The following is a 24625-nucleotide window of genomic DNA, read 5'->3' as shown; positions in this document are numbered from 1 at the left end:
GGAGTTGCTCTACCCCTTGCTGACGGCCGTGAGGATCTCCGGCAGCCGTCCTGCCGTCCTCGGAGCCGCCAGGCGCAGGCCCAGCCAGGTCAGCGTCGCGCCGTACGCGGCCCCCACCGGCAGCAGCAGCCACCGCCAGTCCTCCCCGCCCGCGCTGACGTGGAGCCAGACGGTCAGGGCGATGACGGGGGAGCAGAGCAGGGCCGCCGCGATCATGCCGCCGAAGATCGAGATCCAGGCGAGGCCCGCCTGGCCGGGGACGACGTTCTTGTGGCCCTCCTGGGGGATGGAGTAGGGGAAGCGGGCCGAGGTCCAGGCGCCGGTCGCGAGCATCGCCCCGAGCAGCGCGAAGGACAGCCCGAGCACCTCCGGCAGCCGCGTCCAGGCGCCGAGCAGGGCCGTCGTCACCACCGTCACGAGCGCCGCGTAGGGGAGGGTGATCAGCAGCAGGGCGAGGGCGCGGCCGCGCAGCTCGGCGTAGGCGTCCCGGGGTGAGGAGACGGTCATGGCCACCATCCAGAACGCGGAGCTGTCCTGCCCGAACTGGTTGTACATCTGGATGCCGAGCATCCCGGCGGCGAAGCACGCGAAGTAGATCGACCCCGTGCCCTGCACCGCGTTGAACACCGGCACGATCAGCCCGATGGCCAGCGAGGTCACCCAGGCGGCCTTGGTCTTCGGGTCCCGCCAGATGTAGCGCAGGCTGCGTTCCGTGACCGTACCCGTGCGGTCCTGCGGCAGCAGCCGGCCCAGTCCGGTGGCCGAGCGGCTGCGGACCGCGGTGTCGGCCGGCTGCAGCGTGGAGGCGTCGGGCGCGGTCATCAGCCGGGTCAGGCTCCGCGCCCACACGACGATCAGCGCCGCCAGACCGGCGACGGTGACGGCGAGTTGGGCGGCCGCGACGCCGTACGACCCCTCGCTCACCGCGCGCACCGCCGCAACGGCCGACGCCGGCGGCACCCAGGACAGCACGTCCGCGACCGGCTGCAACCGGCCGAGCCCGGCCGAGCCCAGCTGCCGCGCCCCGAAGTTGACCAGCTGCGCCCCGATCGCGATCACCAGTCCGCTCAGCACGGCCAGATCGCGGCCCTTCCTGCTGGTCAGCAGACGTACGTTGGCCGTGGCGACGGCCCGCGCCAGCGCCACGCAGACCAGCAGGGCGAGGGCTACGGCGACGACGGAGACGACGTACCCGGCCGCGCCCCGGGCCAGGGACAGCGCGCAGCCCGTCAGCACCAGCAGGGTGAACAGCGGGCCGATGCCGACCAGGGAGGCCGCGAGCAGTGCCCGGACCAGCGGGCGGGGGCGCAGCGGGAGCATCACCAGCCGGGTCGGGTCCAGCGTCTCGTCGCCGGTCGGGAAGAACAGCGGCAGCACCGTCCAGCCCAGCGCCAGCACGGCCGTACCCGGTACGGCGACGGCGTCGGCGTGCGCGTGCCCGTGCAGCGCGAGCAGCCCCAGCAGTTGCAGCAGGGCGAACAGGACCGCGATGACCGCCGAGACGACGAACGCGGCCCGCCGGCCCCCGGACTGCCGCAGCCCGTTCTTCAGCAGTGACAGTTTCAGCCGTACGACGGTGGAGGTGAGGTTGGTCATCGGGCCGTCCCGCCACCCAGCCAGTCCAGATCGGACCCGGCGTCCCGGCCGGTCGCGCCGACCAGCTCCAGGAAGGCGCCCTGGAGCGTCGGGTGCGTGCCGCGCACGTCGGCCAGCGGGCCGGTCGCGCGGATGCGTCCCGCCGCCATCACCGCGACCCAGTCGCACAGCGACTCGACCAGCTCCATGACGTGGGAGGAGAAGACGACGGTGGCGCCGGAGGCGGTGTACCGCTCCAGGACGCCTCGGATGGTCTGGGCGGACACCGGGTCGACGCCCTCGAAGGGCTCGTCCAGGAAGAGCACCTCGGGGTTGTGCAGGACCGCGGCCGCGAGCCCGATCTTCTTGCGCATGCCGGTCGAGTAGTCGACGACGAGCTTGTGCTGGGAGCCGGCCAGGTCGAGGACGTCCAGCAGCTGCGTGGCCCGCTTGTCGACCTCGGCCCCCGGCAGTCCGCGCAGCCGCCCCGAGTACCCGAGCAGCTCCCGCCCCGACAGCCGCTCGAACAGCCGCAGCCCCTCGGGAAGGACGCCGATCCTCGCCTTGACGGCCACGGGATCCCGCCACACGTCATGCCCGACGACCTCGACGGTCCCGCCGTCCGGCCGCAGCAACCCGGTCGCCATGGACAGGGTGGTGGTCTTCCCGGCCCCGTTGGGCCCGACCAGCCCGATGAACTTTCCGGCGGGCAGGTCCAGATTGATCCCCCCGACGGCGACCTGCTGCCCGAACTGCTTCCAGAGCCCTCGTACGCGTACTGCGACTTCGGTCATGGAGGAAGGCTACGACCAGTGCGGCGCCCGGTAGGGGCGCGGGGCTGGGCCCGGTACGCGGCTCCGCCGCGCGGGCGCCTGCGCGCGGCTACCGATCCCGCCCGCAGGCGTACGCGAGCGGCGAGATCAGCTCCTCCGCGTCCGGCAGCCACCGATTCGCCGGGGTGGGCCGGCAAGCCCACTGCACGGCCCCGCGAGACCCGAACCGCGTCGGGGGAGCGGCCACGTACGCCCCCTCACCCAGCGCCACCAGATCAAGGGACGACAACGTCCACCCCAGCTTCCGCACCAGCTCCGGCACCTTCACCGACCCGCCCGGCAGCACGAAGAAGTGCATCCGCCGATCCGGACTCAGCGTGACCGGCCCCAGGGTCGACTCCATCCGCTCCATCCGGGCCAGCGCCAGGAACCCCGCACTCTCCGGGACGGACAACGCGTCGAACGTCCGGCCCGTCGGCAGCAGGATCGAAGCCGTCGGCTGCTTCTGCCACATCCGGCGCGCGACGGTCGCGCTGCCGGTCGCCTGCGTCGCCCAGTCGGGGCGCGCGGGGTGCGCACCCGGCGCAGGGCACGAGGCGTCGCCGCACGAGCAGCGCTGGACTCCGTCGACCGCTTCCAGCCAGGTGCCCGGGAACACGTCCCAGTGCCGTTCCTCGGCGTAGCGTACGGCGGTCTCCAGCAGCGATCCCCCGCGCTGCTGCGGAATCTGACCGGCAATCTGAGTGTTTTCGGCGCCCGCGATCGTCTCTTCCACGCCCCTCTCAACTCCCGCACCCACCTGGAGTTACGGCCATGGCGCGCGCCGGGGTGGAGCATCGATTCAGCAGTCGGGGCGCATGGGTGCACGGGCGGGGGCGCGCGGGAGGAAGCGGGGCCTGACCTGGGTAGCCAGGGGTGGGGTCGGCATGCGCCTTTACCCCGGCAAACCGCACATGTCGCGCATTGACGGTATGTCAACTGGGCAGTGATCTTCCCGTACGGATCGTCACCGACCACTCGGCCGGAACTTCACGCTCCGGGGGTCGCAACGCAGGGGGTAGTCCATGGCCGCAAGGCCTCTCGTGGCGAGGCAGCCGAACGAACGGCTGCAGGCACTCATCCAGGAAGCGGGGTGCTCGAACGCCGGGTTGGCCCGGCGGGTCAACATGTGCGGCGCCGAGCACGGCCTCGACCTGCGCTACGACAAGACGTCCGTGGCCCGCTGGCTGCGCGGACAGCAGCCACGGGGCCGCGCGCCGGCGATCATCGCGGAGGCGCTCGGGCGCAAGCTCGGCCGTACGGTCACGATCGACGAGATCGGCATGGCCAACGGCAAGAACCTCGCCTCGGGGGTCGGTCTCCAGTTCTCGCCGACGGTACTGGGGGCCATCGAGCAGGTCTGCGAGCTGTGGCGCAGCGACGTGGGCCGGCGGGACTTCCTGTCCGGCTCCTCCGTCGCCGCCTCCGCGCTGGTCGAGCCCAGCCGCGACTGGCTGATCTCGGTACCGGACGCCCAGGTGGCCCGGCAGGCCGGCCCGCGCGTGGGGCAGGCCGACGTGGCGGCCGTACGGTCCATGACGCAGGCGCTGACCGACCTGGACCACCAGTTCGGCAGCGGGCATGTGCGCCCGGTCGTCGTGCACTACCTCAACAGCGTCGTCTCCGGGCTGCTCGCCGGCTCCTACCGGGAGACGGTCGGGCGGGAACTCTTCGCGTCCGTCGCCCGGTTGACCGAACTCGCCGGGTACATGGCCGTGGACACCGGCCAACCGGGGCTGGCCCAGCGGTACTACATCCAGTCGCTGCGGCTCGCTCAGGCCGCCGGGGACCGCGGGTACGGCGGTTACGTCCTCGCCGCGTCCATGAGCCACCTCGCCGCCCAGCTCGGAAACCCGCGGGAGATCGCCCAGTTGGCGCGGGCGGCGCAGGAAGGGACGCGCGGGCAGGTGACCCCGCGGGTGGAGGCGATGTTCCACGCGGCCGAGGCGCGCGGGCACGCCCTGCTCGGCGACGCGCGCGCGGCGCAGGCCTCCATCGGGCGGGCGGTGACCGCGATGGAGCAGGCGGACGGCTCCTCCGGCGACGACCCGGTGTGGATCCGGCACTTCGACGAGGCGTATCTCGCCGACGAGTTGGCGCACTGTCAGCGCGATCTCGGCCGGCCCGAGCAGGCGGCCCGGTACGCCGAGCAGTCGCTGGCCGGGCACCCGGAGTCCCGGGCCCGGCGGCGCGCCATCGGCTATGTGCTGCTCGCCACGGCCCAGGTGCAGCAGCGGGAGGTCGAACAGGCTTGCAGCACCGGCCTGAAGGCGGTGGAGCTGCTGGAGACGCTCCGCTCCAACCGGGGCGCCGAGTATCTGGAAGATCTCCAGCAGCGCCTGGAACCCTTCCGGGAGGAGGCGGTGGTACGGGAGTTCGGGGCGCGCCTCGATCTCCAGCAGGCCGCGTGAACACCGGCCCCGCGGCCGCGTGAACGCCCGGCTAACGGCACCCGGATCCGTGAGGGTGTCGGGCCGGCGCGCCGCGGGGCGGTTTTGTTACCGCTGTCACAGGGAAGAAGATCGCGCCCTGAGCTGCATGGCACCCGGCTCGGGGGACCCGGTAGCGTGAGCCCGATTCACAAGGTCCCCCATTGGTAGGAGTCCCGGTGACGCAGAGTGGACAGGGCGAGGAGCCGTCGGCGCGGCCCGCGCGCGAAGGCATCGTGCTGCCCTCCGACGGAGGCGAGCCCTTGCTGCCCGGCATGACCGGCGCGCCCGCCCCCGCGGCCCCGGCAGGCGGGCAGGCCTGGGGCGGTTCCTGGGGGCCCGAGCAGCAGGCGCCTCATCCGGGCCAGGGCTGGCCCCCGGCGGCGGCCCCGCAGTGGCACACCCCGGACGCGGTGCACCAGCAGCCGCCCGCCGCGAACCCCGGCCCGCTGCCCCCGGAGGGCGCCCCGGCCCCGTCGTACGGCCAGACGCCGTCGTACGACCACTCCGGCGCACAGGGCGGTGGTTACGGCGCCGGTCAGCAGCCCGGGTACGGCGCGGCACCCGATCCGTACCAGCAGCACCAGCAGCAGTCGTATCCGCAGCAGGCGGGCGCCGCCGCGCCGCTTCCGCCGGCCGTGCCGGACGCCTACCCGGCCCCGCTGCCGGCGGGGGACGAGGGCGCGACGCAGTACATACCCCCGGTGCAGACGGCGGCCGCACCCGAGGGCGCCACGCAGTACCTGCCGCCCGTGCCGGCCGCACCCGCCGACGAGGGCGCGACCCAGTACATCCCGCCGGTGGCGCCCGGCGCGCTGCCGCCCGAGTCGGGCGGCGAGGAGACGCGCTACCTAGGCCGCGTCCAGCAGCAGGCGCCCGCGCAGGCGTCGCCGGATGCGCAGGCCACCCAGTACATCCCGCCGTACGCCGCGCAGGCGCAGAGCCAGTCGCAGGGCGGGAACCAGCAGCCCTCGGACGGGTTCGACCACCTCTTCCGGGGCGGCCCGGCGGGCGACGGCCCGGCCGGGGCCACCCAGCAGATGCCGCGCGTCCCGCAGCCGAACGCCTACCCCGGCCCGGCGCAGTACGGCACCCAGCAGCCGTCGTACGACCCCGCACACGACGACGAGCGGCCCCGGACCCGGTCGCGGGTGCCGCTGATCGCCGCGATCGGTGTCGGCATCGTCGTCATCGGCGTGGGCGTCGGCGCCCTGCTCAGCGGCGGGGACGGCAAGGACCAGGGCGCCGACGGCAAGACGGTCGCGGCCACGTCCGCGGCTCCGAGCCAGGGCTCCTCGGCCGCCGCCGACCCGGCCCGGCAGCAGGCGGTCGCGCTGGACAAGCTGCTCGCCGACAGCGGCAGCAGCCGCGCCACGGTGATCAAGTCGGTGGCCGACGTCAAGAACTGCGACAACCTCGACGGTGCCGCCTCGGACCTGAGGGACGCGGCCAGGCAGCGCAACGACCTGGTGACCCGGCTCGGCAAGCTGTCCGTGGACAAGCTGCCGAACAACGGCGACCTCACCGCCGCGCTGACCCAGGCCTGGCAGGCGTCCGCCGCGGCCGACAACCACTACGCGGCCTGGGCCGACCAGGCCAAGAACCGCAAGGTCTGCCGCAAGGGCCACGCCCGCACCACGGGCGAGACCCAGGCCGGCAACCGGGCGAGCGGCACCGCCAGCGCGCAGAAGGTGAAGGCGGCGGCGCTGTGGAACACGATCGCGCAGAAGTACGGCCTGACCCAGCGCCAGCCCACCCAGCTGTGAGCACCCGGCCGTGACGGGTGCCTGAGGGGCGCGCCGGCGGGCGTCACTGCACGTCGGCGTTCTCCAGCGTCCGCGTCATGTCGGTGGTGCCGTCGAGTCCGCCGACGCCCCTGCGGGCGGCGACCAGCTTGCCGTCCTGGACCACCTGCAGGGTGACGTCGGCGTTGACCATCCGCGGGAAGCCGACCGCGGCCAGCTTGCTGGAGTGGGACCAGTGCAGGGTCGGGGTGAGACCGCCGGTGGAGACCCGCAGGCCGTCGTCGAGGGTGCGGCGCACGGAGTCGGCGCTCACGTCCCCGCCGCCGATCTTGTCCAGGACGGCCTTCAGCACGGTGTAGGCGATCCAGGTGGTCTGCACTCCGGCGTCCGCGGGGTCGATGCGGTTGTCGCCGAAGGCCTCCTCGTTGATCACCTTCTTCATCGGGTCCCAGCGCGAGTCCGAGGCCGGCGGATACCATCCGGTGATGTACGCCCCCTCGTACGGCCCGGACGCGCCGCCGGTGGCGTTGATCACGGTCTGGTCGACGCTGCCGAGCACGGTCGCGAGCCGTACCGAGGGGAAGTTGCCGCGGATGCGCCGGAAGGAGTCCAGGAAGGTGTCGGTGCGGTCGCCGAGCGCGGGGACCACGCAGCCCTTCTTCGCGAGGTCCCCGCCGGCGTAGCGCAGCGCCTCGTCGGCCTGGTCGCCGTACTCGGTGGAGTCCTCCTCGGCGAGCTGGTCGCCCGCCTTGGCGTGCCCGCCCGACTGCAGGCCGGCGTCGAGCAGCACGGGCAGCTCGTCGCCGGCGATGCTGTCGGGGCGGACCAGGGAGACGTTGCCGCAGGAGGCCGCGAGGGCCTTGCCGAGACCGGCGAGCAGGGCGGGCTGGCCGCCGTTGACCGGGTAGGACATCTGGCCGGTGAACTCGTCGTTGGTGACGCCGTAGCCGCCTATGTAGGGGATGCCCGCGCCCTCCAGCGGGGCGGAGTAGGAGTCGGTGAACTGGCTGTAGGAGCCGACGACCGCGACCACGTTCTCGTCGGCCGCGTACCGGGCGCACTTGGCGGCGCCCACGCTGTCGTTGTGGTCGTTGCAGGTCAGGACCTTCAGCTTGCGGCCGTTGATGCCGCCGTGCGCGTTGATCCACTTGGCGTAGGCCAGGGCCATCGCGGGCATGCCGGGCTTGTTGGTGGCGTCGGTGTCCTGCGGCGCCCAGGTCATCACCTTGACCGGGTCATCCCCGGAGCCCCCCGTGGCACCGGGGATGACCCCGCATCCGGCGGTGAGCGACGCACAGAGGGCCACGGCGCCCGCGGTCAGGGCGGTGGCTCTGCCGGGGCGGAAGGGCGAATGGAGGAATGTACGAAAAGTGCGTCGCCTGCCGGTCATGTGCACACACGATTCCCTCACACGACGAACCGGCGAGTGACCCTGAGTCAACGAGGGGTGACATCAAGGTGAATTACAGGGGCCTGTGAGGCTGGTGTGGCGGAGATCGTACGATCTATGACCGTGCAAGCTTCGGAGAACCCTTCCCGTCGTGGCCGTCGCTCCCCCACCATGGGCGGCATGCCTCTAAGCGACATGCCGTGGTGGCGCTGGCGCAGCAACGTGCGCTCGGCGCTGCACATGCTCTCCGATCCCCCGTTCCAGCGGGACGTCTGGCTGGCCGGCGTGGACGGGTACGGCGACGTCACGGACGCCGTCTACCGGCTGGTGGAGGACACCTGGCTGGACAACTGGTCCGCGGAGAAATACGTCGGCACGATATTCCGCGACTCGCAGGAGGCGGCGCTGGTGGACACCGCCGTGCTGCGGGTGCTGCGGATCATGCACCAGGTGGGCCCGGACGCGCCGGTCGCCGCCTATCTCGAACACCAGGGGTGGCCGGAGGCGGTGCGGGCGGCGCGGGACGCGCACGTGCGGATGGCGACGAGTGACGGGGACGACCCGGACGCGCCGCCGAAGAGCCTGGAAGTGCTGCGGATCCTGACGCGGACCGCGTAGGCGTACCGCCCCGTCATCCGGCCCCGTCATCCGGCCCTGCGCGCCCGCCCCGCCGTCCCGCCCTGCGGGACGATCACCCACGGCGGGCGGTCGGCGTGAGAACCTGTAGTGCATGAACGAGCAGCCCGCGCCCGCGGCCCCGGCCGACCAGTACGTCCTCACCCTCTCCTGCCCGGACAAGCAGGGCATCGTGCACGCCGTGTCGAGCTACCTCTTCATGACCGGCTGCAACATCGAGGACAGCCAGCAGTTCGGCGACCACGACACGGGTCTGTTCTTCATGCGCGTCCACTTCTCGGCCGAGCCGCCGGTGACGGTGGAGAAGCTGCGGGCGAGCTTCGCGGCGATCGGCGACTCCTTCCACATGGACTGGCAGATCAACCGGGCCGACGAGAGGATGCGGATCCTGCTCATGGTCAGCAAGTTCGGGCACTGCCTGAACGACCTGCTGTTCCGGGCCCGGATCGGTGCGCTGCCGGTGGAGATCGTGGGCGTGGTCTCCAACCACACCGAGTTCGAGGAGCTCGTGGGCTCCTACAACATCCCCTTCCACCACATTCCGGTGACGAAGGACACGAAGTCGCAGGCCGAGACGAAGCTGCTGGACATCGTGCGCGAGGAGGGCGTCGAGCTGGTCGTCCTCGCCCGCTACATGCAGGTCATCTCCGACGACCTGTGCAAGCAGCTCAGCGGCCGGATCATCAACATCCACCACTCCTTCCTGCCGAGCTTCAAGGGCGCGAAGCCGTATCACCAGGCGCACGCCCGGGGCGTCAAGCTCATCGGGGCGACCGCGCACTATGTGACCGCCGACCTCGACGAGGGGCCGATCATCGAGCAGGAGGTCGAGCGGGTCGGGCATGACGTGACCCCGGACCAGCTGGTCGCGATCGGCCGGGATGTGGAGTGCCAGGCGCTGGCGCGGGCGGTGAAGTGGCATGCGGAGCGGAGGATCCTGCTCAACGGGCGCCGCACGGTGGTGTTCGCCTAGCGGCTTCCCGCGGCGCAGCCGCATGGCGATACGGCCCCGCGCCTCTTCGGGCGGCGCCCCTACAGCCGGCTCAACCCCGCCGTGGCGAACAGCACGTCCCTGATCGCCTCCCGGTCACCGACCTGCCCCGCCGCGGCCTCCTCCGGCGACACCCGGCCGGCGGCGAGGCGGCAGAACTCCACGCCGTCCAGCGCCACGTGGGCCACCTGCAGGTCCGCGGAGGCCACCGCCGCCGGTGAGTCCAGGGGGATCAGCCACTCGCCGCCCGCCGCACCCTCGATCTCCAGCCGCAGGCTGCGGCCGGGCTCGCCGGCGATGCCGAGGTGGCGGCCGCGGGCCGGGGACGCCAGCCCGGTCTGCCGCCGCCTGGCCAGCGCGGTGGGCAGCATCCGGGTCGTGAGGTCGATCATCTTGTTCAGGTGGCGCGGCGCGGGCGGCCGGTACGGGTAGTCCACCGCCTCCGCGATGTCCTCGGCGTGCACCCAGCACTCGAAGGCCCGGTCCAGCATCGCGTCGTGCAGCGGCAGCTCGAAGTCGCCGTACGACACCGCCAGTCCGCCCGCCTGCCCGCCGGTGAAGGACACCGTCCGCACCAGGCCGTGGCTCTGCTCCCGCCAGGGCCCGCGCACCGAGCGGGTCGGCGGGAAGTGGGAGGTCCGCCAGAACGCCTCGGTGCGCTCGGCCGGGCCCACCGCCTGCCGCACGGCCGCGCCGACGACCTCGGTCAGCGGGTCCTCCAGGCCGAGCCCGACCGCGACCAGCCCGTCCACGGACAGCAGGTGCGCGATCACTCCCGCCACCGTCGTACGACGGCTCTTCGCCGCGTCGGCCTCGAACCACCGCAGCCGCACCGGCGCGTGCCACTCCGCGTCCCCGAAGTCCTGCAGCAGGGCGTCCAGGCGCGCGGTCTCGGCGTCGTACGGCCCCGCCCACTCGGGGACCGGGATGCGCGGCGGACGGCGTTCCAGGCAGCTCGCCAGGACGCGGGTGCGCAGCCCCGGGTCCAGGTCGAGGCTTTCGGGCTGGTGCAGCAGGCCGACGGCCTCGCGCAGCCGGCGGGCCTCGTCGGCGCAGCTTCCGCAGGAGCCCAGGTGGTCCTCGACGGCGGCCGTCTCCGCCGCCGAACAGGCGGCCAGCGCCCAGGCGCCGAGAAGCGATTTCAGGACGTCGTGCGGCAGGTCGAGCGGCACGGGCGCGAGGTCGTCCGGATCGGCGAGGCCGGGCAGCGGACGCCCGCCGTCCTCGACGGAGGCGCGGGGCGTCGGTATGCGCGCCGGCCGGTCCGGCCCGGGCCCGCCGGCGCCGTCCGGGTCCTGCCCCGAGCCGCCGCCCGCACCCTCGCCGGTGTGGCCGTTCTCACCCCGGCCGCCATCGCCCTCGTACGGCTGCCCGTCGCCCTCGTACGGCTGCCCCGCGCGCCGCTCCTCGTTTCCCGGTCCCTCGGGCCCGTCGTGTGCCTCGAACCGTCCCGCTTCGCTCACACCGCACCCCCGCGTCCCGGGGGTGTCCCGGCGTCATGGGCGGTGGAGAGCAGTTGCAGGCCGAGGCGGAGCCGGCGGCGGGCCTCGTCCTCGGTGACGCCGAGGTCGGTGGCGGTCTGGCGGTAGTCGCGGCGCTGGAAGTAGGCCAGGTCGAGGGCGGCGCGCAGCGGGGCGGGCATGGAGTGGACGATGTAGTCGGCGCGGGCGGCGACCGAGGCGCGGCGCACCCTGCGCTCCAGTTCCGCCACGGAGCCGCCGCCCCGGGGCAGCGCGGCGGCCTCGCTGTCGCGCAGTCGCTGCACGGCGAGCCGGTGGGTGACCCCGGCGACCCAGGTGCGCAGCGGGCCCTTCTTGGGGTCGTAGGTCTCGGGGTGCTCCCAGAGGTGGGTGAAGACCTCGCGGGTGAGGGTGTCGGCGGCCTTCTCGTCGCCGAGGACGCGGTGGGCGAGGCCGTGCACGAGCGAGGCGAAGCGGTCGTACAGCTCGCCCAGGGCGGCGGCCTCACCGCGGGCGAGTCGCTGCTGCATCTTGCGGTCCCACCGGGGTGGTGCGTCCTTGGTGGCCATGCGGTCCCCTCCCCTCACCCGTGTCCGGCCCGTCCAGCCTGTCTGCACCGTCTTCTCGAATGTAGTCGGCACGTCGGACGGTGCACGCCCCTTTGTGTCAATGCGCGCCCCCGGAAGGCCTGCAGGTGATAGTGCCCCCTTCACACAACCTTCACGCGAGCTGGCTGAATCTGTGACCGAACAGGATCGATAGTGACCGAAAAAAGCCCCTTGTCGATCACGTCTGGTTTGTGGCTCGACGTTTCAGGGAACGGCCGCTGGGCAGCCGCGCGGAAGCAAGCGTAGGAACTGCTTCCGTTTCCGGGCGGTTCCGGAAGTTCCGGCGAGCGGAGGGGCAGGGACGTGGCATTCAAGGTGACGGGCGTCGAACAGGGCGAATGGGCCGTGCTCCGGGTGTCCGGGGAACTGGACCTGATGACCTCCCCGGTCCTGCGCCAACGTGTGCACGACGTCGTCGCCGAGGGGCATCACAGCCTCGTCGTGGACCTCTCCGACGTCTTCTTCTGCGACTCCAGCGGGGTCGGCGTGCTCGTCGCCGCCCGCAGGCTGATCCGCTCCTGTCAGGGCCGGCTCCGGCTCATACTGCCCGACCGCGGCGCCGACGACGGCTCGCACGTCAACCGGGTCCTCGGCGCGCTCGGTGTCCGCCGGCTCTTCGACGTCCGGCCCGACATCGAGTCCGCGACGACGGACGAGGCCGGCCCGCTCTCGGCCTGACGCGCCGCCCGCACCCCTCGGCCCTTCGGGACACAGCCACACTGTTGTCGCAAAATTCCCCCGGTCTTGGCACAACCACCGGATTACCGCCATCGGACGGCCACCCGCGTCATACGCTCCCTGCCAGGTCCCTCACGCACCCGTAGGACGACCCGAACGACGCACACGTAAGGCGGCCCGAACAGACATGGTCAGCACCGACTACGAGCGCAGGATCGCAGCCCGGTTCGCCACCTTCGACCAGGACGGCAACGGCTGGATCGACCGCGAGGACTTCAGCGCGGCGGCCAAGGCGCTCCTCGCCGAGTTCGCCGTGCCCGCACGCTCCGACAAGGGGCAGGCCCTGTACGCCGGCGCGGAGGCGTTCTGGCAGGGCATGGCCGGGATCGCCGACCGGGACGGCGACCAGCGCATCACCCGCGAGGAGTTCGTCACCGGCGCGGTCAAGCGCCTGCGCGACAACCCCGGACGCTTCGCCGAGATCGCCCGCCCCTTCCTGCACGCGGCCCTGGCCGTGGCGGACACCGACGGGGACGGCCGGGCCACGGTCGCGGACACCGTCCGCGTCCTGCGGGTCTTCCACGTGCCGGACGGCATCGCCCGGGCGACGGCCACCGCGCTGGACACCGACGGCGACGGCATGGTGGGCGAACCGGAGATCGTCCCGGCGTTCGCCCGCTACTTCACCGTCCCCGAATAACCACACCGCCCACATGAGCCCCGGTCGCGCGACCCGCCGGCCCGGCACAGCTGCGGCTGCCGGGCGACCGCCGTCGTCAGACGCCGCCGAGGGCAAGCGGGCTGTTGTCCGAGCGGTTCAGGGGAGCGGTTGGGAGAACCGCTCCCGCAGCTTGTACTTCAGCACCTTCCGCAGGGTGTCGTTCCGGGGCAGCGCCTCCACCACCTCCAGCCGTTCCGGCAGCTTGTGGACGGACAGGCCCGAGGAGCGCAGGTACGAGACGACCTCCGGCAGGGTCAACCCGGCGGCTTCCGGGGGCTGTTCCACGACCGCGCAGACCAGCTCACCCCGGTCCGCGTCCGGCAGGCCGATCACCGCCACGTCGGCCACGGACGGGTGCGCGACGAGGAGGTCCTCGATCTCCTTGGCCGAGATGTTCTCGCCCTTGCGGATGATCACGTCCTTCACGCGGCCGGTGAGGACGAGATGGCCGGAGTCCGTCACATGGCCCAGGTCGCCGGTGCGCAGAAAGCCGTCGGTGTCGAAGGCGGCGGCCGTCTGGGCGGGGTCCAGATAGCCCTGGCAGACGGCCTCGCCGCGCAGCCGTATCTCGCCGTCGACGATCCGGATCTCCATGCCGGCCGGGGGGCGGCCCTCGGTCGTGGCCAGGTTCTCGGGGGTGTCCCGGGGGTCGCCCATGGTGATCATCGGGACCTCGGTCATGCCGTAGCCGTGGGTGAGCTGGACGTTCATCTCGCGGACCACGCAGTGGTGGACCTCGGGGGGTTTCGGCGCGCCGCCGCCCGCCAGCAGGCGCAGGGTCGGGATCAGCCTCTCGCCCGGTCGCCTGCGCTGCTCGGCGAGGAACATCGAGTAGAAGGCCGTGGAGCCGCCGGCCACCGTCACCTTGTGCCGCCGGTACTCCGCCAGCGCGTCCGGCAGCGCGAAGTGCTCGAACATCACCGCGGGGAACCCGTAGAGCAGCAGCATCACCAGGTAGTCGGGGCCGCCTATGTGGGCGTAGGGGAAGGCGATCGAGCCGACGTCGTCCGGTGTCAGACGCAGGGCGTGGGCGAGGCAGGAGCCGCCGGCGATCAATGAGCGGTCGGTGTGCAGCACGCCCTTGGGGTCGGAGGTCGTGCCGGAGGTCCAGTAGATCCAGCGGACCGAGGTGCCCTCGGCGGGCGGGGCGGGGAGCACGGACGGGTCGCCCCGAGGGAGATCGTCGTACGCCTCGAAGATGCCCTTCGCGCCGAGGCGGCGGGCCATCTCCGTGTGGTCGTGGCCCCGCCACACACCCGGGACCGCGAAGAACTCCGCCTTCGACTCACGCAGCGCGAAGCCGACCTCGCGGTCCCGGTAGAACGGGACCACCGGGGACTGCACGGCGCCCAGGCGGGCCAGGGCGAGGGAGAGCAGGGCGGTCTCGATCCGGGTGGGCAGCTGCCAGGCGACGACCGTGCCGGGCCGTACGCCCATGTCGTACAGACCCGCCGCGACCCGCTCGGCACGCGCGCGCAGTTCGCCGAAGGTGAGGGTGCGATCCCGCTGGAGGAGAACCGGGCGGTCGGGGGTGAGGGCGGCGCGGCGGACGACAAGGTCCCACAGCGTGCGGGCGGAGCTCAGGGTGTGCGGGGTCTCGTTCATGTATGCCCCCTCACTGGCTTGGCTGACGAACCGTCAGCTGTCATGCTACCTGACGAACCATCAGATGACTGCTGTCCGGCGGAGGGGAATCATGGCCAGCGAACTGCCCCGCATCATCAGCGTCGACGACCATGTGATCGAGCCCGCCCACCTCTTCGAGACCTGGCTGCCGGCCAGGTACCGGGACCGTGGGCCCAAGCCGCTGACCGCCGGCATCGGGGAACTGGCCTACGTCGGCGGCACGTACCGGATCACCATGGACCCGGCCGGCCAGCCGACCGACTGGTGGATCTACGAGGACCTGAAGTTCCCGTACAAGCGCAACATCGCCGCCGTCGGCTTCGACCGGGACGAGATGACCCTGGAGGGCATCACCCGGGAGCAGATGCGGCCGGGCTGCTGGGACCCCGTCGAGCGCCTGAAGGACATGGACCTCAACCACGTCGAGGCCAGCCTCTGCTTCCCGACCTTCCCCCGCTTCTGCGGACAGACCTTCGCCGAGGCGCACGACAAGGAGGTCGCCCTCGCCTGCGTACGTGCCTACAACGACTGGATGGTGGAGGAGTGGTGCGGGGACAGCGGGGGCCGGCTGATCCCGCTGTGCCTCATCCCGCTGTGGGACGTGGAGCTGGCGGTCGCGGAGGTCCGCCGGAACGCGGCGCGCGGGGTCCGCGCCGTCACCTTCTCCGAGATCCCCACCCACCTCGGGCTGCCCTCCATCCACTCCGGCTACTGGGATCCCTTCTTCGCCGTCTGCCAGGAGACCGGCACGGTCGTCAACATGCACATCGGCAGCAGCTCGCAGATGCCGGCCGCGTCCCCCGACGCCCCGCCCGCCGTCCAGGCCTCGCTGAGCTTCAACAACGCGATGGCCTCGATGATGGACTACCTCTTCAGCGGGGTCCTGGTGAAGTTCCCCCGGCTCAAACTCGCCTACTCCGAAGGACAGATGGGCTGGATCCCGTACGCCCTGGAGCGTGCCGACGACGTGTGGGAGGAGCACCGCGCCTGGGGCGGGGTCCGGGACCTGATCCCCGAGCCGCCGTCGACGTACTACTACCGGCAGATCTTCTGCTGCTTCTTCCGCGACAAGCACGGTGTCGCGTCGCTGGACGTGGTGGGGCGGGACAACGCCACCTTCGAGACCGACTACCCGCACGTCGACTCGACCTTCCCGCACACCAAGGAGGTCGCCCTCGACCATGTGAAGGGCCTGGACGAGGAGACGGTCCACAAGCTGATGCGGGGCAACGCCATCCGCATGCTCGGCCTGGACCTGGACCGCTAGTGGATCTGTCGTACACGCCCGAGGAGGAGGAGTTCCGCGCCCGGCTGCGCGAATGGCTCGCCGAGGTGCTGCCCACGCTGCCGCCGAAGCCGTCCCCCGACGACTGGCCCGCGCGCCGGGCGTACGACCTCGGCTGGCAGCGGACGCTCTACGACGCCGGGTACGCCGACGTCCACTGGGACGCCTCGCCGACGACCCGGCTGATCTTCCTGGAGGAGACCGAGCGCGCGGGGGCGCCCTACGTGGGGGCGAACTTCGTCGGGCTGCTGCACGCCGGGCCGACCGTCGCCGCGGAGGGCACGCCCGGGCAGAGGGCCCGCTGGCTGCCGCCGATCCTGCGCGGCGAGGAGGTGTGGTGCCAGGGGTTCAGCGAACCGGGCGCCGGCTCCGACCTGGCCGCGCTGCGCACGCGCGCGTGGCGCGACGGCGACGACTACGTGGTCACCGGGTCCAAGATCTGGACCTCCCACGCCGAGGTCGCCGACTGGTGCGAACTGCTGGTCCGCACCGACCCGGACGCGGCCAGGCACCGGGGCATCACCTGGCTCGCGATGCCCATGTCCGCCGACGGCGTCACCGTACGGCCCCTGCGCACGCTCGCCGGCTCGGCGGAGTTCGCGGAGGTCTTCCTCGACGAGGTGCGGGTACCGGTGGCGAACCGGGTCGGCGCGGAGAACGACGGCTGGCGCGTGACCATGGTGACCCTGTCCTTCGAACGCGGCACGGCGTTCGTGGGCGAGGTGGTGGCCTGCCGCCGCGTGCTGGCCGGGCTCGCGGGCGAGGCGCGGGAGAACGGCCGCTGGGACGATCCCGTGCTGCGGCGCCGACTCGGCCGTCTGGAGGCGGAGTTCCGCGCGCTGTGGAGGCTGACCCAGTGGAACGTGAGCGAGGCGGAGGCGAGCGGCGGGATCCCGGGGGCCGGGGGGTCGGTCTTCAAACTCCGCTACTCCCACGTCCGTCAGGAGCTGTACGACACCGCCGCCGAGGTCCTGGGGCCCGACTGCCTCGACCTGAACCGGCCCTGGGTCCTGGACCGCCTGTCCTCCCTCTCGTACACCATCGCCGCCGGGACCTCACAGATCCAGCGCAACATCGTGGCCGAGCGGATCCTGGGGCTGCCGAAGGGGAGGTGAACGTGCGTTTCCAACTCACCGAGGAACAGCGGGCGTTGAAGGCGGGCGTACGGGAGCTGATGGGCCGGCGGTTCGGGCGGGAGGCGCTGCGGGCGGCCGTCGACGCGCCGGGACGGCTCGACCGGGAGCTGTGGCGGGCGCTCGGGGACGCGGGGTTCTTCGCCCTGCGGCTGCCCGAGGCGGACGCCGGGGTCGGGCTGGGGCTGCCCGAGGCGGTGCTGGCCTTCGAGGAGGCGGGCCGGGCCCTGCTGCCCGGACCGCTCGTGGCGACCCACCTGGCGGCCGGGCGCGTACCGGGTGCGGCCACCGGCGAGACGGTGGTGACGGCGGTGGACGGGGAGCTGGTGGAGTGGCTGGAGGCGGCGGACGTGGCGCTGGGGGAGGTGGCCGGGGCCGTACCGCTGCGTTCCGTCGACCCGCTCACCCCGCTGCACCGGACGCCCACGGATGCGGGCGGTCCTGCCCCCGACCCCGTCGTCACCCTCCTCACCGCCGCCGAGCAACTCGGCACCGCCGTACGCGTGCAGGAGCTCGCCGTGCAACACGCCCGCACCCGCGAGCAGTTCGGGCAGCCGGTCGGGGCCTTCCAGGCCGTGCAGCATCTGTGCGCGGAGCTGCTGGTGCGGACCGAGACCGCGCGTGTCGCCGTGTACGCGGCCGCCGCCACCGCCGACCCGGCCGACATCGCCGCCGCCCGGCTGCTCGCCGACGAGGCCGCCGTACGCGGGGCCCGTGACTGCCTCCAGGTGCACGGCGGCATGGGGTTCACCTGGGAGGCGGATGTGCATCTGCACCTGAAGCGGGCCTGGGTGCGGGCCCGGCGAGGTGGCGGCGGTACGGAGAGTGAGGAACTGCTCGCCGCGCGTCTGGTGGCCTGACGGGACGACCACGCCCTGGACTGCACCGCCGGAAAAGCCTTGGCCCAAGATGTCGCGGATTGTGGCACACCGGTATCACGGAGCGTCGATACGTGGTTGTGTCCTTCACCGGGCTCGTCACATCCCGGAGTCAGGTGTCCGCTCCGGTACCTTGTGTGGGATGCGAGTGGCTGCGAGCACGAGCCGGGCCGACGGTGCCCCTGGGGTGGCACCGGGCCGCGCGGTGCGCGCCGCTGCTCGCGGGGCGGTAGGGGCGTCCGCAGACGCCTGTTCGACTCCCCGGCACGAGCGTCGCACAGTATGCCGCACGCGTACTCCTTCGCGCTGGAATATGCCCGAAGCGCTTGTTGGGGTGACTGTACGTCAACCATGCTGTCTCCCAAGGGAATCACGTTCCGTGACCCTTGCTCTGGCCGTTGTTCTGGCCATGCAGAAAATGGCTACGATCGTGGCCCTCGTGATCGTCGTCGCGGCCACAGCGGCCGTGGCGGCCGGGTGGCGTGGGGTCATGTGTCCGCCGGTTCGGATGGTGTGAGCGGTGCAGGTGCTTCAAGTGCAGCTGGAGATCCGGCCCGATCCCACGGAGGTGGGGCGGGCGAGGAGGTGGGCCCGCTCGCGGCTCCCCGGACTCGGCATAACGGCCGACGAGCCGCTCGCCGAGACCCTGATCCTGCTCGTCTCCGAGCTGGTGACCAACGCGGTCGTGCACACCGGCCACGCGGCCGTGCTCCGGCTCTCCCTGCCGGGCACGCTGGCCGGAACCGCCGAGCCGGCCGAAGCCGCCGGGCGGACAGCGGCTGCCGGGCCGGCCGGGACCGCCGAGCCCACGGGAGCCGCCGAGGCACCGGCGGCTCCCGCCGCGGTCACCGTGCGCGTCGAGGTGGCCGACAGCAGCTCCCGCGCCCCCGTGCCGCGTTGCGCCGACGGTGACGCCACCGGCGGCCGCGGCCTGGCCCTGGTGGACTGCCTGGCCGATCGCTGGGGCTGGAGCCCGGAAGGCGCCGGCAAGAGCATCTGGTGCGAACTCGACCGCTGTTCACAGCCCGGGGAGAGCGCAGCGATGGCGTACGGGGGCGGACTGTCCGCGTACGAGGGTCTGGCCTTCGAGGCGGTGTAGCGACCGGCACGGCGTGCGCCGGGGGTGCATCCGTGCGCGGGTGTCACGAACAGGGCGTACGTAACAAATCCCCGTACCGGCGTTGACGACTCGTGACCGCCTGAACACGCTTGTGGGCGACGATTCGCCGCGAGGGGACGGCGAGGGCCCGGGTGACGGCGGCCCTCGTCGAGTGTGGGTCGCACCCGGTGGGCGGCGCGTGCGCGCGACGGTGGGGGGAGGCGCGCCGCCGGCCGGTCAATGCCCCGCGCGCGGGGCGGCTGTCAGAGGACGGCCACAGGGGCCACCGGGGTTCCCGTCGCGCCGACGAACGGCTCGGGCATCGCCGAGAGCAGGAACGCGTACCGCCTCACTTCTCCACAGGCTGTGGACAACTCTTCGAGATTCCAGTTCTGGCCCTGCAGCATCCCCATCTCCACCAGGTCGAGGGCGTGCACGGGCAGCCACAGACCCTCCGACTCGGGCGGAAATATCTCAAAGGTGAGCGTATCGTTCGCGACCGCCGCCACATCGCGGGCGTGGAACCACTCCGGCGTGCGCAGGGACAGCCCCGGCGACGGATAGCCGTACCCGTGCTTGTCCCCGGCCAGGTACACCTGCACCTGCCCGGTCCGCACCAGCACGATGTCCCCGGCCCGGACCCGCACTCCGCCGAACTCCTCGGCCGCCTCCAGGTCCTCCGGAGTGACCGCGTGGCCCCCCGCCAGCCGGTCAACGCCCCGCGCGCGTGCCACGTCCAGCAGCACCCCGCGCGAGACGATGTGCCGCGCCTTGTCGATCCCGCCGAACTCGGCGCCGCCGTGCGCGGTGACCGTGTGCGCCGGGCGGCCGTTGTAGAGCCTCCCGGAGTGCGAGACATGGGTGAGCGCGTCCCAGTGGGTGCCCGCCTGCAGTCCCATGGTCACCGCGTCGTCGCTGCACGCCACCGTGCCCGGCCCGAAGAGTTCCTGGTTGATCTGGACCATGACGTGCAGCGGGTTGACCCGCCCGGGGATCATGCCGGTCTGCACTCCGTCCTGCCGCAGGGGGAGTGCGAGCGGGACGCGGCGCCCGGTGCGGACGCAGGCGGCGGCCTCCCGGACGGTCTCGTCGGTGATCAGGTTCAGCGTGCCGATCTCGTCGTCCGCCCCCCAGCGCCCCCAGTTGTTCACGCGCTTGGCCATCTCGTGGAACTCCTCCGGCAGTGCCATCCGGTGCCTCCCCGGGGCTTGTGTCCGCGCGTCCGGCGCGCCATAAAATCTAACGGACCGTCAGAAACCGCGGGAAGGGGCCGGGCGTGGGGAACTTCTTGGCAGGAAAGGTCGTCGCCGTGACGGGCGCCGGACGGGGCATCGGCCGGGCGGTCGCGCGGGCGGCTGCCGCCGAGGGGGCGAAGGTCGTCGTCAACGACTACGGCGTCGGCGTCGACGGCGCCTCACCCACCAGCGAGGTCGCCGAGGCCGTCGTCAAGGAGATCGAGGCGGCGGGCGGGGAGGCGGTGGCGGTCGCCGACGACATCTCCACGATGGCGGGCGGGCAGCGGGTGGCCGACGTGGCGCTGGCCTCGTACGGCCGTCTCGACGGGGTCGTGTGCGTGGCCGGGATCCTGCGCGAACGCATGCTCTTCAACATGACCGAGGAGGAGTGGGACCCCGTCCTCGCCACCCACCTCAAGGGCACGTTCACCGTCTTCCGGGCGGCGTCCGCGGTGATGCGGGGGCAGCGCTCCGGCACGCTGATCGGGTTCACCAGCGGCAACCATCAGGGTTCCGTGTCCCAGGCCAACTACAGCGCGGCGAAGGGCGGGATCATCTCGCTCGTCCGCAGCGCGGCCCTCGGCCTGCACAAGTACGGGGTGACCGCGAACGCGGTGGCGCCGGTGGCCCGTACGCGGATGTCGGCGAACGTTCCGATGGAACTGACGGAGATCGGCGAGCCGGAGGACGTGGCCGCGCTCGTGGTGTACCTGCTGTCCGACCAGGCCGCAGCGCAGGGTGTCACCGGGCAGGTGTACACCGTCGCGGGGCCCAAGATCGCGGTGTGGGCGCAGCCGAGGGAACTCCGGGCCGCGTATGCCTCCGGCGGTTGGACACCGGAAAGGATCGCGGAGTTCCTGCCGGGGTCCGTGGGCGTGGATCCGATGCCGATGCTGTCCCGGCTCTCGGCGATGGAAGAGGCGGCGCGCTCTGATTCTCGGCCGAACGCCTGATGGCTCGGGGCGCGTTGTGGTCTGGCGGCCGCAGGTCGTGTGCGGCTTGTCGCGCAGTTCCCCGCGCCCCTTCGGGGCGCGTCAACCTAAGGCGGTCTTCAATGGATTTCGGGTTCAGCCAAGAGGACGAGGAGTTCCGTGCCGAGGCCCGTGCCTGGCTGGCCGACAACTCCGAGTCGGCCACCGACCGCCGTACCTGGGAACGCACCCTCGGCCGATCCGGCTGGATAGGGCTCGGCTGGTCCGGGCCGGGATACGGCAACCGCACGGCCACCCTCACCCAGCAGGTCGTCTGGGCCGAGGAGTACGCCCGGTCGGCCGCGCCCCCGCGTTCGGGGCACATCGGGGAGAACCTGCTCGCCCCCACCCTCATCGCGCACGGCACCGCGGAGCAGAAGTCCCGCTTCCTGCCCCCGATCGCGGCCGGTGAGGAGCTGTGGTGCCAGGGATACAGCGAGCCCGGCGCGGGGTCGGACCTGGCCGGAGTGCGGACGGTGGCCGTGCGGGAGCAGGGCCGCTACCGGATCAGTGGGCAGAAGATCTGGACCTCGCTCGCCCATGAGGCCGACTGGTGCTTCGTGCTGGCCCGTACCGACCCGGAGTCCAGGCGCCACCACGGGCTCAGCTTTCTGCTCGTCCCCATGGACCAGCCCGGCCGGATCGAGGTCCGCCCCATCCGGCAGATGACCGGCACCAGCGACTTCAACGAGGTCTTCTTCGACGGGGCGCACGCGAGCGTGGAGCACGTCGTGGGCGGGGAGGGGCGGGGGTGGTCGGTGGCCATGAGTCTGCTCGGCTTCGAGCGCGGGGTGTCCACGCTCGCCCAACAGGTCGGGTTCGCCGAGGAGTTGGCGCAGGTCGCTCGGGCGGCCTTGGAGACGGGGGCGGCGGCGGACCCCGTCGTGCGGTCGCGGCTCGTGCGGCAGTGGGCCGAGCTGCGGACCATGCGCCGGCACGCCCTGGGCGCCCTCGGCGGCTCGGGCGACCCCGGTGCGCCCAGCGTGGCCAAGCTGCTCTGGGCCGGCTGGCACCAGCGGCTCGGCGAGCTGGCCATGCAGGTCAGGGGTGCGGCGGCCGCCGTCGGCCCCACGGACTGGTCGGCCTCGGCGCCGTACGAACTCGGCCCGGACCAGCACCTGTTCCTCTTCTCCCGGGCCGACACCATCTACGGCGGCTCGGACCAGGTCCAGCGCACGATCATCGCCGAGCGCGTGCTCGGTCTGCCCAGGGAGCCCAAGGGGGCCGTGTGATGCGTGGTGTGGTGTTCGACGGCAAGCAGGTGCAGGTGGTCGACGATCTCGCGGTGCGCGAGCCGGGGCCGGGCGAGGTGCTGGTGGCGATCGCGGCGGCGGGACTGTGCCACAGCGATCTGTCCGTGGTGGACGGCACCATTCCGTTCCCGGTGCCGGTGGTGCTGGGGCACGAGGGCGCCGGGGTCGTGGAAGCGGTCGGCGCGGGCGTCACCCATGTCGCGCCCGGCGACCATGTGGCGCTGTCCACGCTCGCCAACTGCGGTACGTGCGCGGAGTGCGACCGGGGCCGGCCGACGATGTGCCGGCAGGCCATCGGGCGTCCGGGCAAGCCCTTCACCCGGGGCGCCGACCCGGTGCACCAGTTCGCCTCCAACTCGGCGTTCGCCGAGCGCACGGTCGTCAAGGCCGTGCAGGCGGTGCGGATCCCGAAGGACATCCCCCTGGAGTCGGCCGCGCTGATCGGGTGCGGGGTGCTCACGGGCGTGGGGGCCGTGCTGAACCGGGCCCGGGTGGACCGCGGGGACAGCGTCGTCGTCATCGGGACCGGCGGGATCGGGCTGAACGTGCTGCAGGGCGCGCGGCTCGCGGGGGCGCTCAGGATCGTCGCCGTGGACGCCAACCCGGCCAAGGAGGAAACGGCCCGGCGGTTCGGCGCGACCGACTTCCTGACCTCCGCTGAGGGCGTGCGGGACCTCCTGCCGACGGGGGCCGACCACGCCTTCGAGTGCGTGGGCCGGGTGGAGCTGATCCGGCAGGCGATCGACCTCCTCGACCGGCACGGACAGGCCGTCCTGCTGGGCGTGCCCCCGGCCGCCGCCGAGGCGTCCTTCCGTGTCTCCTCCCTCTACCTGGACAAGTCCGTCCTGGGCTGCCGCTACGGCTCCTCGCGCCCCCAGCGGGACATCGCGCTGTACGCCGAGCTGTACCGCCAAGGCCGACTGCTGCTCGACGAGTTGGTGACGGCGGTCCACCCGGTGGAGGACTTCGCCAAGGCCCGCGCGGACGCCGAGGCGGGGCGGGTGGCGCGGGCGGTGCTCACGTTCTGACTCCGGTGCGGAAGGTGCGCCGGTACGCCGTAGGGGTCACCCCGAGCGCCTGCTGGAGGTGCTGGCGCATCGACTGGGCCGTGCCGAAGCCCGCCTCGCGGGCCACCTGGTCGATGGACAGGTCGGTGGTCTCGAGCAACTGGCGGGCGCGTTCTACACGCTGCTGGGTGAGCCACTGGCCGGGGCTGATCCCGACCTCCTCGCGGAAGCGGCGGGTGAAGGTGCGGACCGACATGGCCTCCTGCTCGGCCATGTCCCGCAGCTGGATCGGCTGGTGGAGGCGGCCGAGCGCCCAGGCGCGGGCGGCGGTCGTCGTGGCGAGCTGCGGGTCCGGGACCGGGCGGTGGATGTACTGGGCCTGACCGCCCTCGCGGTGCGGCGGTACGACCGTGCGCCGGGCCACCTCGTTGGCGACCGCCGTACCGAAGTCGCGGCGCACCATGTGCAGGCACAGGTCGATCCCGGCGGCCACGCCGGCCGAGGTGAGCACGTCGCCGTCGTCGACGAACAGTACGTCCGCGTCCATCCTGACCCGCGGGAACATGCGCTGGAAACGCTCGGCGTCGGCCCAGTGCGTGGTCGCCGGGCGGCCGTCGAGGTATCCGGCGGCGGCGAGGACGTAGACGCCGGTGCAGATGGACGCGAGCCGGGTGCCCGGGCGGATGCGGGCGAGGGCGGCGGCCAGCTCGTCGGTCAGCCGGCCCTCCTCGAAGACCGGGCCGAGCTCGTACGACGCCGGGACGATCACCGTGTCGGCGCCGGCCAGCGCCTCCGGGCCGTTCGGGACGTGCACGGCGAAGTCGGCGTCGGTCTCGACCGGGCCGGGCGGCCGTACCGAGCAGGTCACCACCTCGTACAGGTGCCGGCCCTGCTCGTCCTTGGGGCGGCCGAAGATCCGGTGCGGGATGCCCAGCTCGAAGGGGAGCAGGCCGTCGAGGGCGAGGACGACGACGCGATGCGGACGGAAACCCGCGGCTCCCCCGGGTTCCTCGGTGACAGCAGCCATGGCCCGATCCTAGCGAATGCTGTCTCTCGGGCCACTCGATGTGCGCTCATGAAAAAAGGACGCTGT

General features: G+C 72.5%; 22 protein-coding genes. 13 read left to right on the top strand and 9 right to left on the bottom strand.

Annotated features, from left to right (window positions below):
• Positions 1–9 precede the first annotated feature (9 nt).
• The 3 genes from ACQPXS_RS22095 to ACQPXS_RS22085 form a co-directional block, all read right to left on the bottom strand.
• On the bottom strand, positions 10–1596 hold the full coding sequence (locus tag ACQPXS_RS22095; protein ID WP_433451040.1) for a transporter: 1587 nt from the start codon (positions 1594–1596) through the stop codon (positions 10–12).
• On the bottom strand, positions 1593–2369 hold the full coding sequence (locus ACQPXS_RS22090; RefSeq protein ID WP_433451039.1) for an ABC transporter ATP-binding protein: 777 nt from the start codon (positions 2367–2369) through the stop codon (positions 1593–1595). Before ACQPXS_RS22090 ends, ACQPXS_RS22095 begins: the two co-directional genes overlap by 4 nt.
• A gap of 88 nt (positions 2370–2457) precedes the next feature.
• Positions 2458–3123, bottom strand: a complete 666-nt coding sequence (locus ACQPXS_RS22085) for a bifunctional DNA primase/polymerase (protein ID WP_433451038.1) — start codon at positions 3121–3123, stop codon at positions 2458–2460.
• Between the two features lie 289 nt (positions 3124–3412).
• Here ACQPXS_RS22085 and ACQPXS_RS22080 point away from each other — a divergent pair, with 289 nt between their 5' ends.
• Entirely contained in the window at positions 3413–4798 is a 1386-nt protein-coding gene (locus ACQPXS_RS22080; protein ID WP_433451037.1) for a transcriptional regulator, read from the top strand.
• 197 nt (positions 4799–4995) lie between these two features.
• A complete protein-coding gene (locus ACQPXS_RS22075) occupies positions 4996–6582 on the top strand; it encodes a hypothetical protein (protein WP_433451036.1) in 1587 nt (528 codons plus the stop codon).
• 43 nt (positions 6583–6625) lie between these two features.
• Here ACQPXS_RS22075 and ACQPXS_RS22070 read toward each other — a convergent pair whose 3' ends face one another.
• Positions 6626–7951: an ABC transporter substrate-binding protein gene (locus ACQPXS_RS22070; RefSeq protein WP_433451035.1), complete on the bottom strand. Its 1326-nt coding sequence runs from the start codon at positions 7949–7951 to the stop codon at positions 6626–6628.
• Between the two features lie 117 nt (positions 7952–8068).
• Here ACQPXS_RS22070 and ACQPXS_RS22065 point away from each other — a divergent pair, with 117 nt between their 5' ends.
• Positions 8069–8569, top strand: coding sequence for an SCO4402 family protein (locus tag ACQPXS_RS22065; RefSeq protein WP_433451034.1), 501 nt, complete (start codon positions 8069–8071; stop codon positions 8567–8569).
• 112 nt (positions 8570–8681) lie between these two features.
• On the top strand, positions 8682–9560 hold the full coding sequence (gene purU / locus ACQPXS_RS22060) for a formyltetrahydrofolate deformylase (RefSeq protein ID WP_351805561.1): 879 nt from the start codon (positions 8682–8684) through the stop codon (positions 9558–9560).
• 59 nt (positions 9561–9619) lie between these two features.
• Here purU and ACQPXS_RS22055 read toward each other — a convergent pair whose 3' ends face one another.
• Positions 9620–11041 carry a zf-HC2 domain-containing protein gene (locus ACQPXS_RS22055; protein ID WP_433451033.1) on the bottom strand — a complete coding sequence of 474 codons (1422 nt, stop codon included), beginning with the start codon at positions 11039–11041 and terminating at the stop codon, positions 9620–9622.
• Positions 11038–11607 (bottom strand): sigma-70 family RNA polymerase sigma factor, encoded by a 570-nt coding sequence (locus ACQPXS_RS22050; protein WP_433451032.1) that lies wholly within the window; start codon positions 11605–11607, stop codon positions 11038–11040. Before ACQPXS_RS22050 ends, ACQPXS_RS22055 begins: the two co-directional genes overlap by 4 nt.
• 342 nt (positions 11608–11949) lie before the next feature.
• Here ACQPXS_RS22050 and ACQPXS_RS22045 point away from each other — a divergent pair, with 342 nt between their 5' ends.
• Both ACQPXS_RS22045 and ACQPXS_RS22040 read left to right on the top strand, forming a co-directional pair.
• A complete protein-coding gene (locus ACQPXS_RS22045; protein WP_356304017.1) occupies positions 11950–12324 on the top strand; it encodes an STAS domain-containing protein in 375 nt (124 codons plus the stop codon).
• A gap of 187 nt (positions 12325–12511) precedes the next feature.
• Entirely contained in the window at positions 12512–13024 is a 513-nt protein-coding gene (locus tag ACQPXS_RS22040) for an EF-hand domain-containing protein (RefSeq protein ID WP_351805569.1), read from the top strand.
• Positions 13025–13141: 117 nt separating this feature from the next.
• On the opposite strand, the gene ACQPXS_RS22035 is transcribed toward ACQPXS_RS22040, so the two are convergent.
• Positions 13142–14650 carry a class I adenylate-forming enzyme family protein gene (locus ACQPXS_RS22035; RefSeq protein WP_433451031.1) on the bottom strand — a complete coding sequence of 503 codons (1509 nt, stop codon included), beginning with the start codon at positions 14648–14650 and terminating at the stop codon, positions 13142–13144.
• A gap of 91 nt (positions 14651–14741) precedes the next feature.
• On the opposite strand from ACQPXS_RS22035, the gene ACQPXS_RS22030 reads away from it, so the two are divergent.
• The 4 genes from ACQPXS_RS22030 (at position 14742) to ACQPXS_RS22015 (ending at position 19066) form a co-directional block, all read left to right on the top strand.
• On the top strand, positions 14742–15938 hold the full coding sequence (locus ACQPXS_RS22030) for an amidohydrolase family protein (RefSeq protein WP_433451030.1): 1197 nt from the start codon (positions 14742–14744) through the stop codon (positions 15936–15938).
• Positions 15938–17071: an acyl-CoA dehydrogenase gene (locus ACQPXS_RS22025; protein WP_433451029.1), complete on the top strand. Its 1134-nt coding sequence runs from the start codon at positions 15938–15940 to the stop codon at positions 17069–17071. The genes ACQPXS_RS22030 and ACQPXS_RS22025 overlap by 1 nt, the downstream gene beginning before the upstream one ends.
• A gap of 2 nt (positions 17072–17073) precedes the next feature.
• Positions 17074–17949, top strand: coding sequence for an acyl-CoA dehydrogenase family protein (locus tag ACQPXS_RS22020; protein ID WP_433451028.1), 876 nt, complete (start codon positions 17074–17076; stop codon positions 17947–17949).
• Between the two features lie 553 nt (positions 17950–18502).
• On the top strand, positions 18503–19066 hold the full coding sequence (locus tag ACQPXS_RS22015) for an ATP-binding protein (RefSeq protein ID WP_433455897.1): 564 nt from the start codon (positions 18503–18505) through the stop codon (positions 19064–19066).
• A 263-nt stretch (positions 19067–19329) separates the two neighbouring features.
• On the opposite strand, the gene ACQPXS_RS22010 is transcribed toward ACQPXS_RS22015, so the two are convergent.
• On the bottom strand, positions 19330–20256 hold the full coding sequence (locus ACQPXS_RS22010) for a cyclase family protein (protein ID WP_433451027.1): 927 nt from the start codon (positions 20254–20256) through the stop codon (positions 19330–19332).
• Between the two features lie 86 nt (positions 20257–20342).
• On the opposite strand from ACQPXS_RS22010, the gene ACQPXS_RS22005 reads away from it, so the two are divergent.
• The 3 genes from ACQPXS_RS22005 to ACQPXS_RS21995 all read left to right on the top strand — a co-directional run bounded on the left by ACQPXS_RS22005 (position 20343) and on the right by ACQPXS_RS21995 (position 23553).
• Positions 20343–21254 (top strand): SDR family NAD(P)-dependent oxidoreductase, encoded by a 912-nt coding sequence (locus tag ACQPXS_RS22005; protein ID WP_433451026.1) that lies wholly within the window; start codon positions 20343–20345, stop codon positions 21252–21254.
• A gap of 101 nt (positions 21255–21355) precedes the next feature.
• Complete coding sequence (locus ACQPXS_RS22000; RefSeq protein ID WP_433451025.1) at positions 21356–22504, top strand: acyl-CoA dehydrogenase family protein; 1149 nt, start codon at positions 21356–21358, stop codon at positions 22502–22504.
• Positions 22504–23553 carry a Zn-dependent alcohol dehydrogenase gene (locus ACQPXS_RS21995; RefSeq protein WP_433451024.1) on the top strand — a complete coding sequence of 350 codons (1050 nt, stop codon included), beginning with the start codon at positions 22504–22506 and terminating at the stop codon, positions 23551–23553. Before ACQPXS_RS22000 ends, ACQPXS_RS21995 begins: the two co-directional genes overlap by 1 nt.
• Here the strand turns inward: ACQPXS_RS21995 and ACQPXS_RS21990 are convergent.
• Positions 23543–24559, bottom strand: a complete 1017-nt coding sequence (locus ACQPXS_RS21990) for a GlxA family transcriptional regulator (protein ID WP_433451023.1) — start codon at positions 24557–24559, stop codon at positions 23543–23545. The two genes, ACQPXS_RS21995 and ACQPXS_RS21990, sit on opposite strands and share 11 nt — an antisense overlap.
• Positions 24560–24625 lie beyond the last annotated feature (66 nt).

This window comes from Streptomyces sp. CA-142005 (assembly GCF_050942335.1).
In the GTDB taxonomy this organism is placed as follows: Bacteria; Actinomycetota; Actinomycetes; order Streptomycetales; family Streptomycetaceae; genus Streptomyces.
This window is presented reverse-complemented; position numbering and strand designations above follow the sequence as displayed.

Bases quoted from the DNA above. Each gene is read 5' to 3' on its own strand.
- ACQPXS_RS22095 (WP_433451040.1), bottom strand. From the start codon at position 1,596: ATGACCAACCTCACCTCCACCGTCGTACGGCTGAAACTGTCACTGCTG.
- ACQPXS_RS22090 (WP_433451039.1), bottom strand. From the start codon at position 2,369: ATGACCGAAGTCGCAGTACGCGTACGAGGGCTCTGGAAGCAGTTCGGG.
- ACQPXS_RS22080 (WP_433451037.1), top strand. From the start codon at position 3,413: ATGGCCGCAAGGCCTCTCGTGGCGAGGCAGCCGAACGAACGGCTGCAG.
- ACQPXS_RS22070 (WP_433451035.1), bottom strand. From the start codon at position 7,951: ATGACCGGCAGGCGACGCACTTTTCGTACATTCCTCCATTCGCCCTTC.
- ACQPXS_RS22065 (WP_433451034.1), top strand. From the start codon at position 8,069: ATGACCGTGCAAGCTTCGGAGAACCCTTCCCGTCGTGGCCGTCGCTCC.
- purU (WP_351805561.1), top strand. From the start codon at position 8,682: ATGAACGAGCAGCCCGCGCCCGCGGCCCCGGCCGACCAGTACGTCCTC.
- ACQPXS_RS22050 (WP_433451032.1), bottom strand. From the start codon at position 11,607: ATGGCCACCAAGGACGCACCACCCCGGTGGGACCGCAAGATGCAGCAG.
- ACQPXS_RS22040 (WP_351805569.1), top strand. From the start codon at position 12,512: ATGGTCAGCACCGACTACGAGCGCAGGATCGCAGCCCGGTTCGCCACC.
- ACQPXS_RS22035 (WP_433451031.1), bottom strand. From the start codon at position 14,650: ATGAACGAGACCCCGCACACCCTGAGCTCCGCCCGCACGCTGTGGGAC.
- ACQPXS_RS22030 (WP_433451030.1), top strand. From the start codon at position 14,742: ATGGCCAGCGAACTGCCCCGCATCATCAGCGTCGACGACCATGTGATC.
- ACQPXS_RS22010 (WP_433451027.1), bottom strand. From the start codon at position 20,256: ATGGCACTGCCGGAGGAGTTCCACGAGATGGCCAAGCGCGTGAACAAC.
- ACQPXS_RS22000 (WP_433451025.1), top strand. From the start codon at position 21,356: ATGGATTTCGGGTTCAGCCAAGAGGACGAGGAGTTCCGTGCCGAGGCC.
- ACQPXS_RS21995 (WP_433451024.1), top strand. From the start codon at position 22,504: ATGCGTGGTGTGGTGTTCGACGGCAAGCAGGTGCAGGTGGTCGACGAT.
- ACQPXS_RS21990 (WP_433451023.1), bottom strand. From the start codon at position 24,559: ATGGCTGCTGTCACCGAGGAACCCGGGGGAGCCGCGGGTTTCCGTCCG.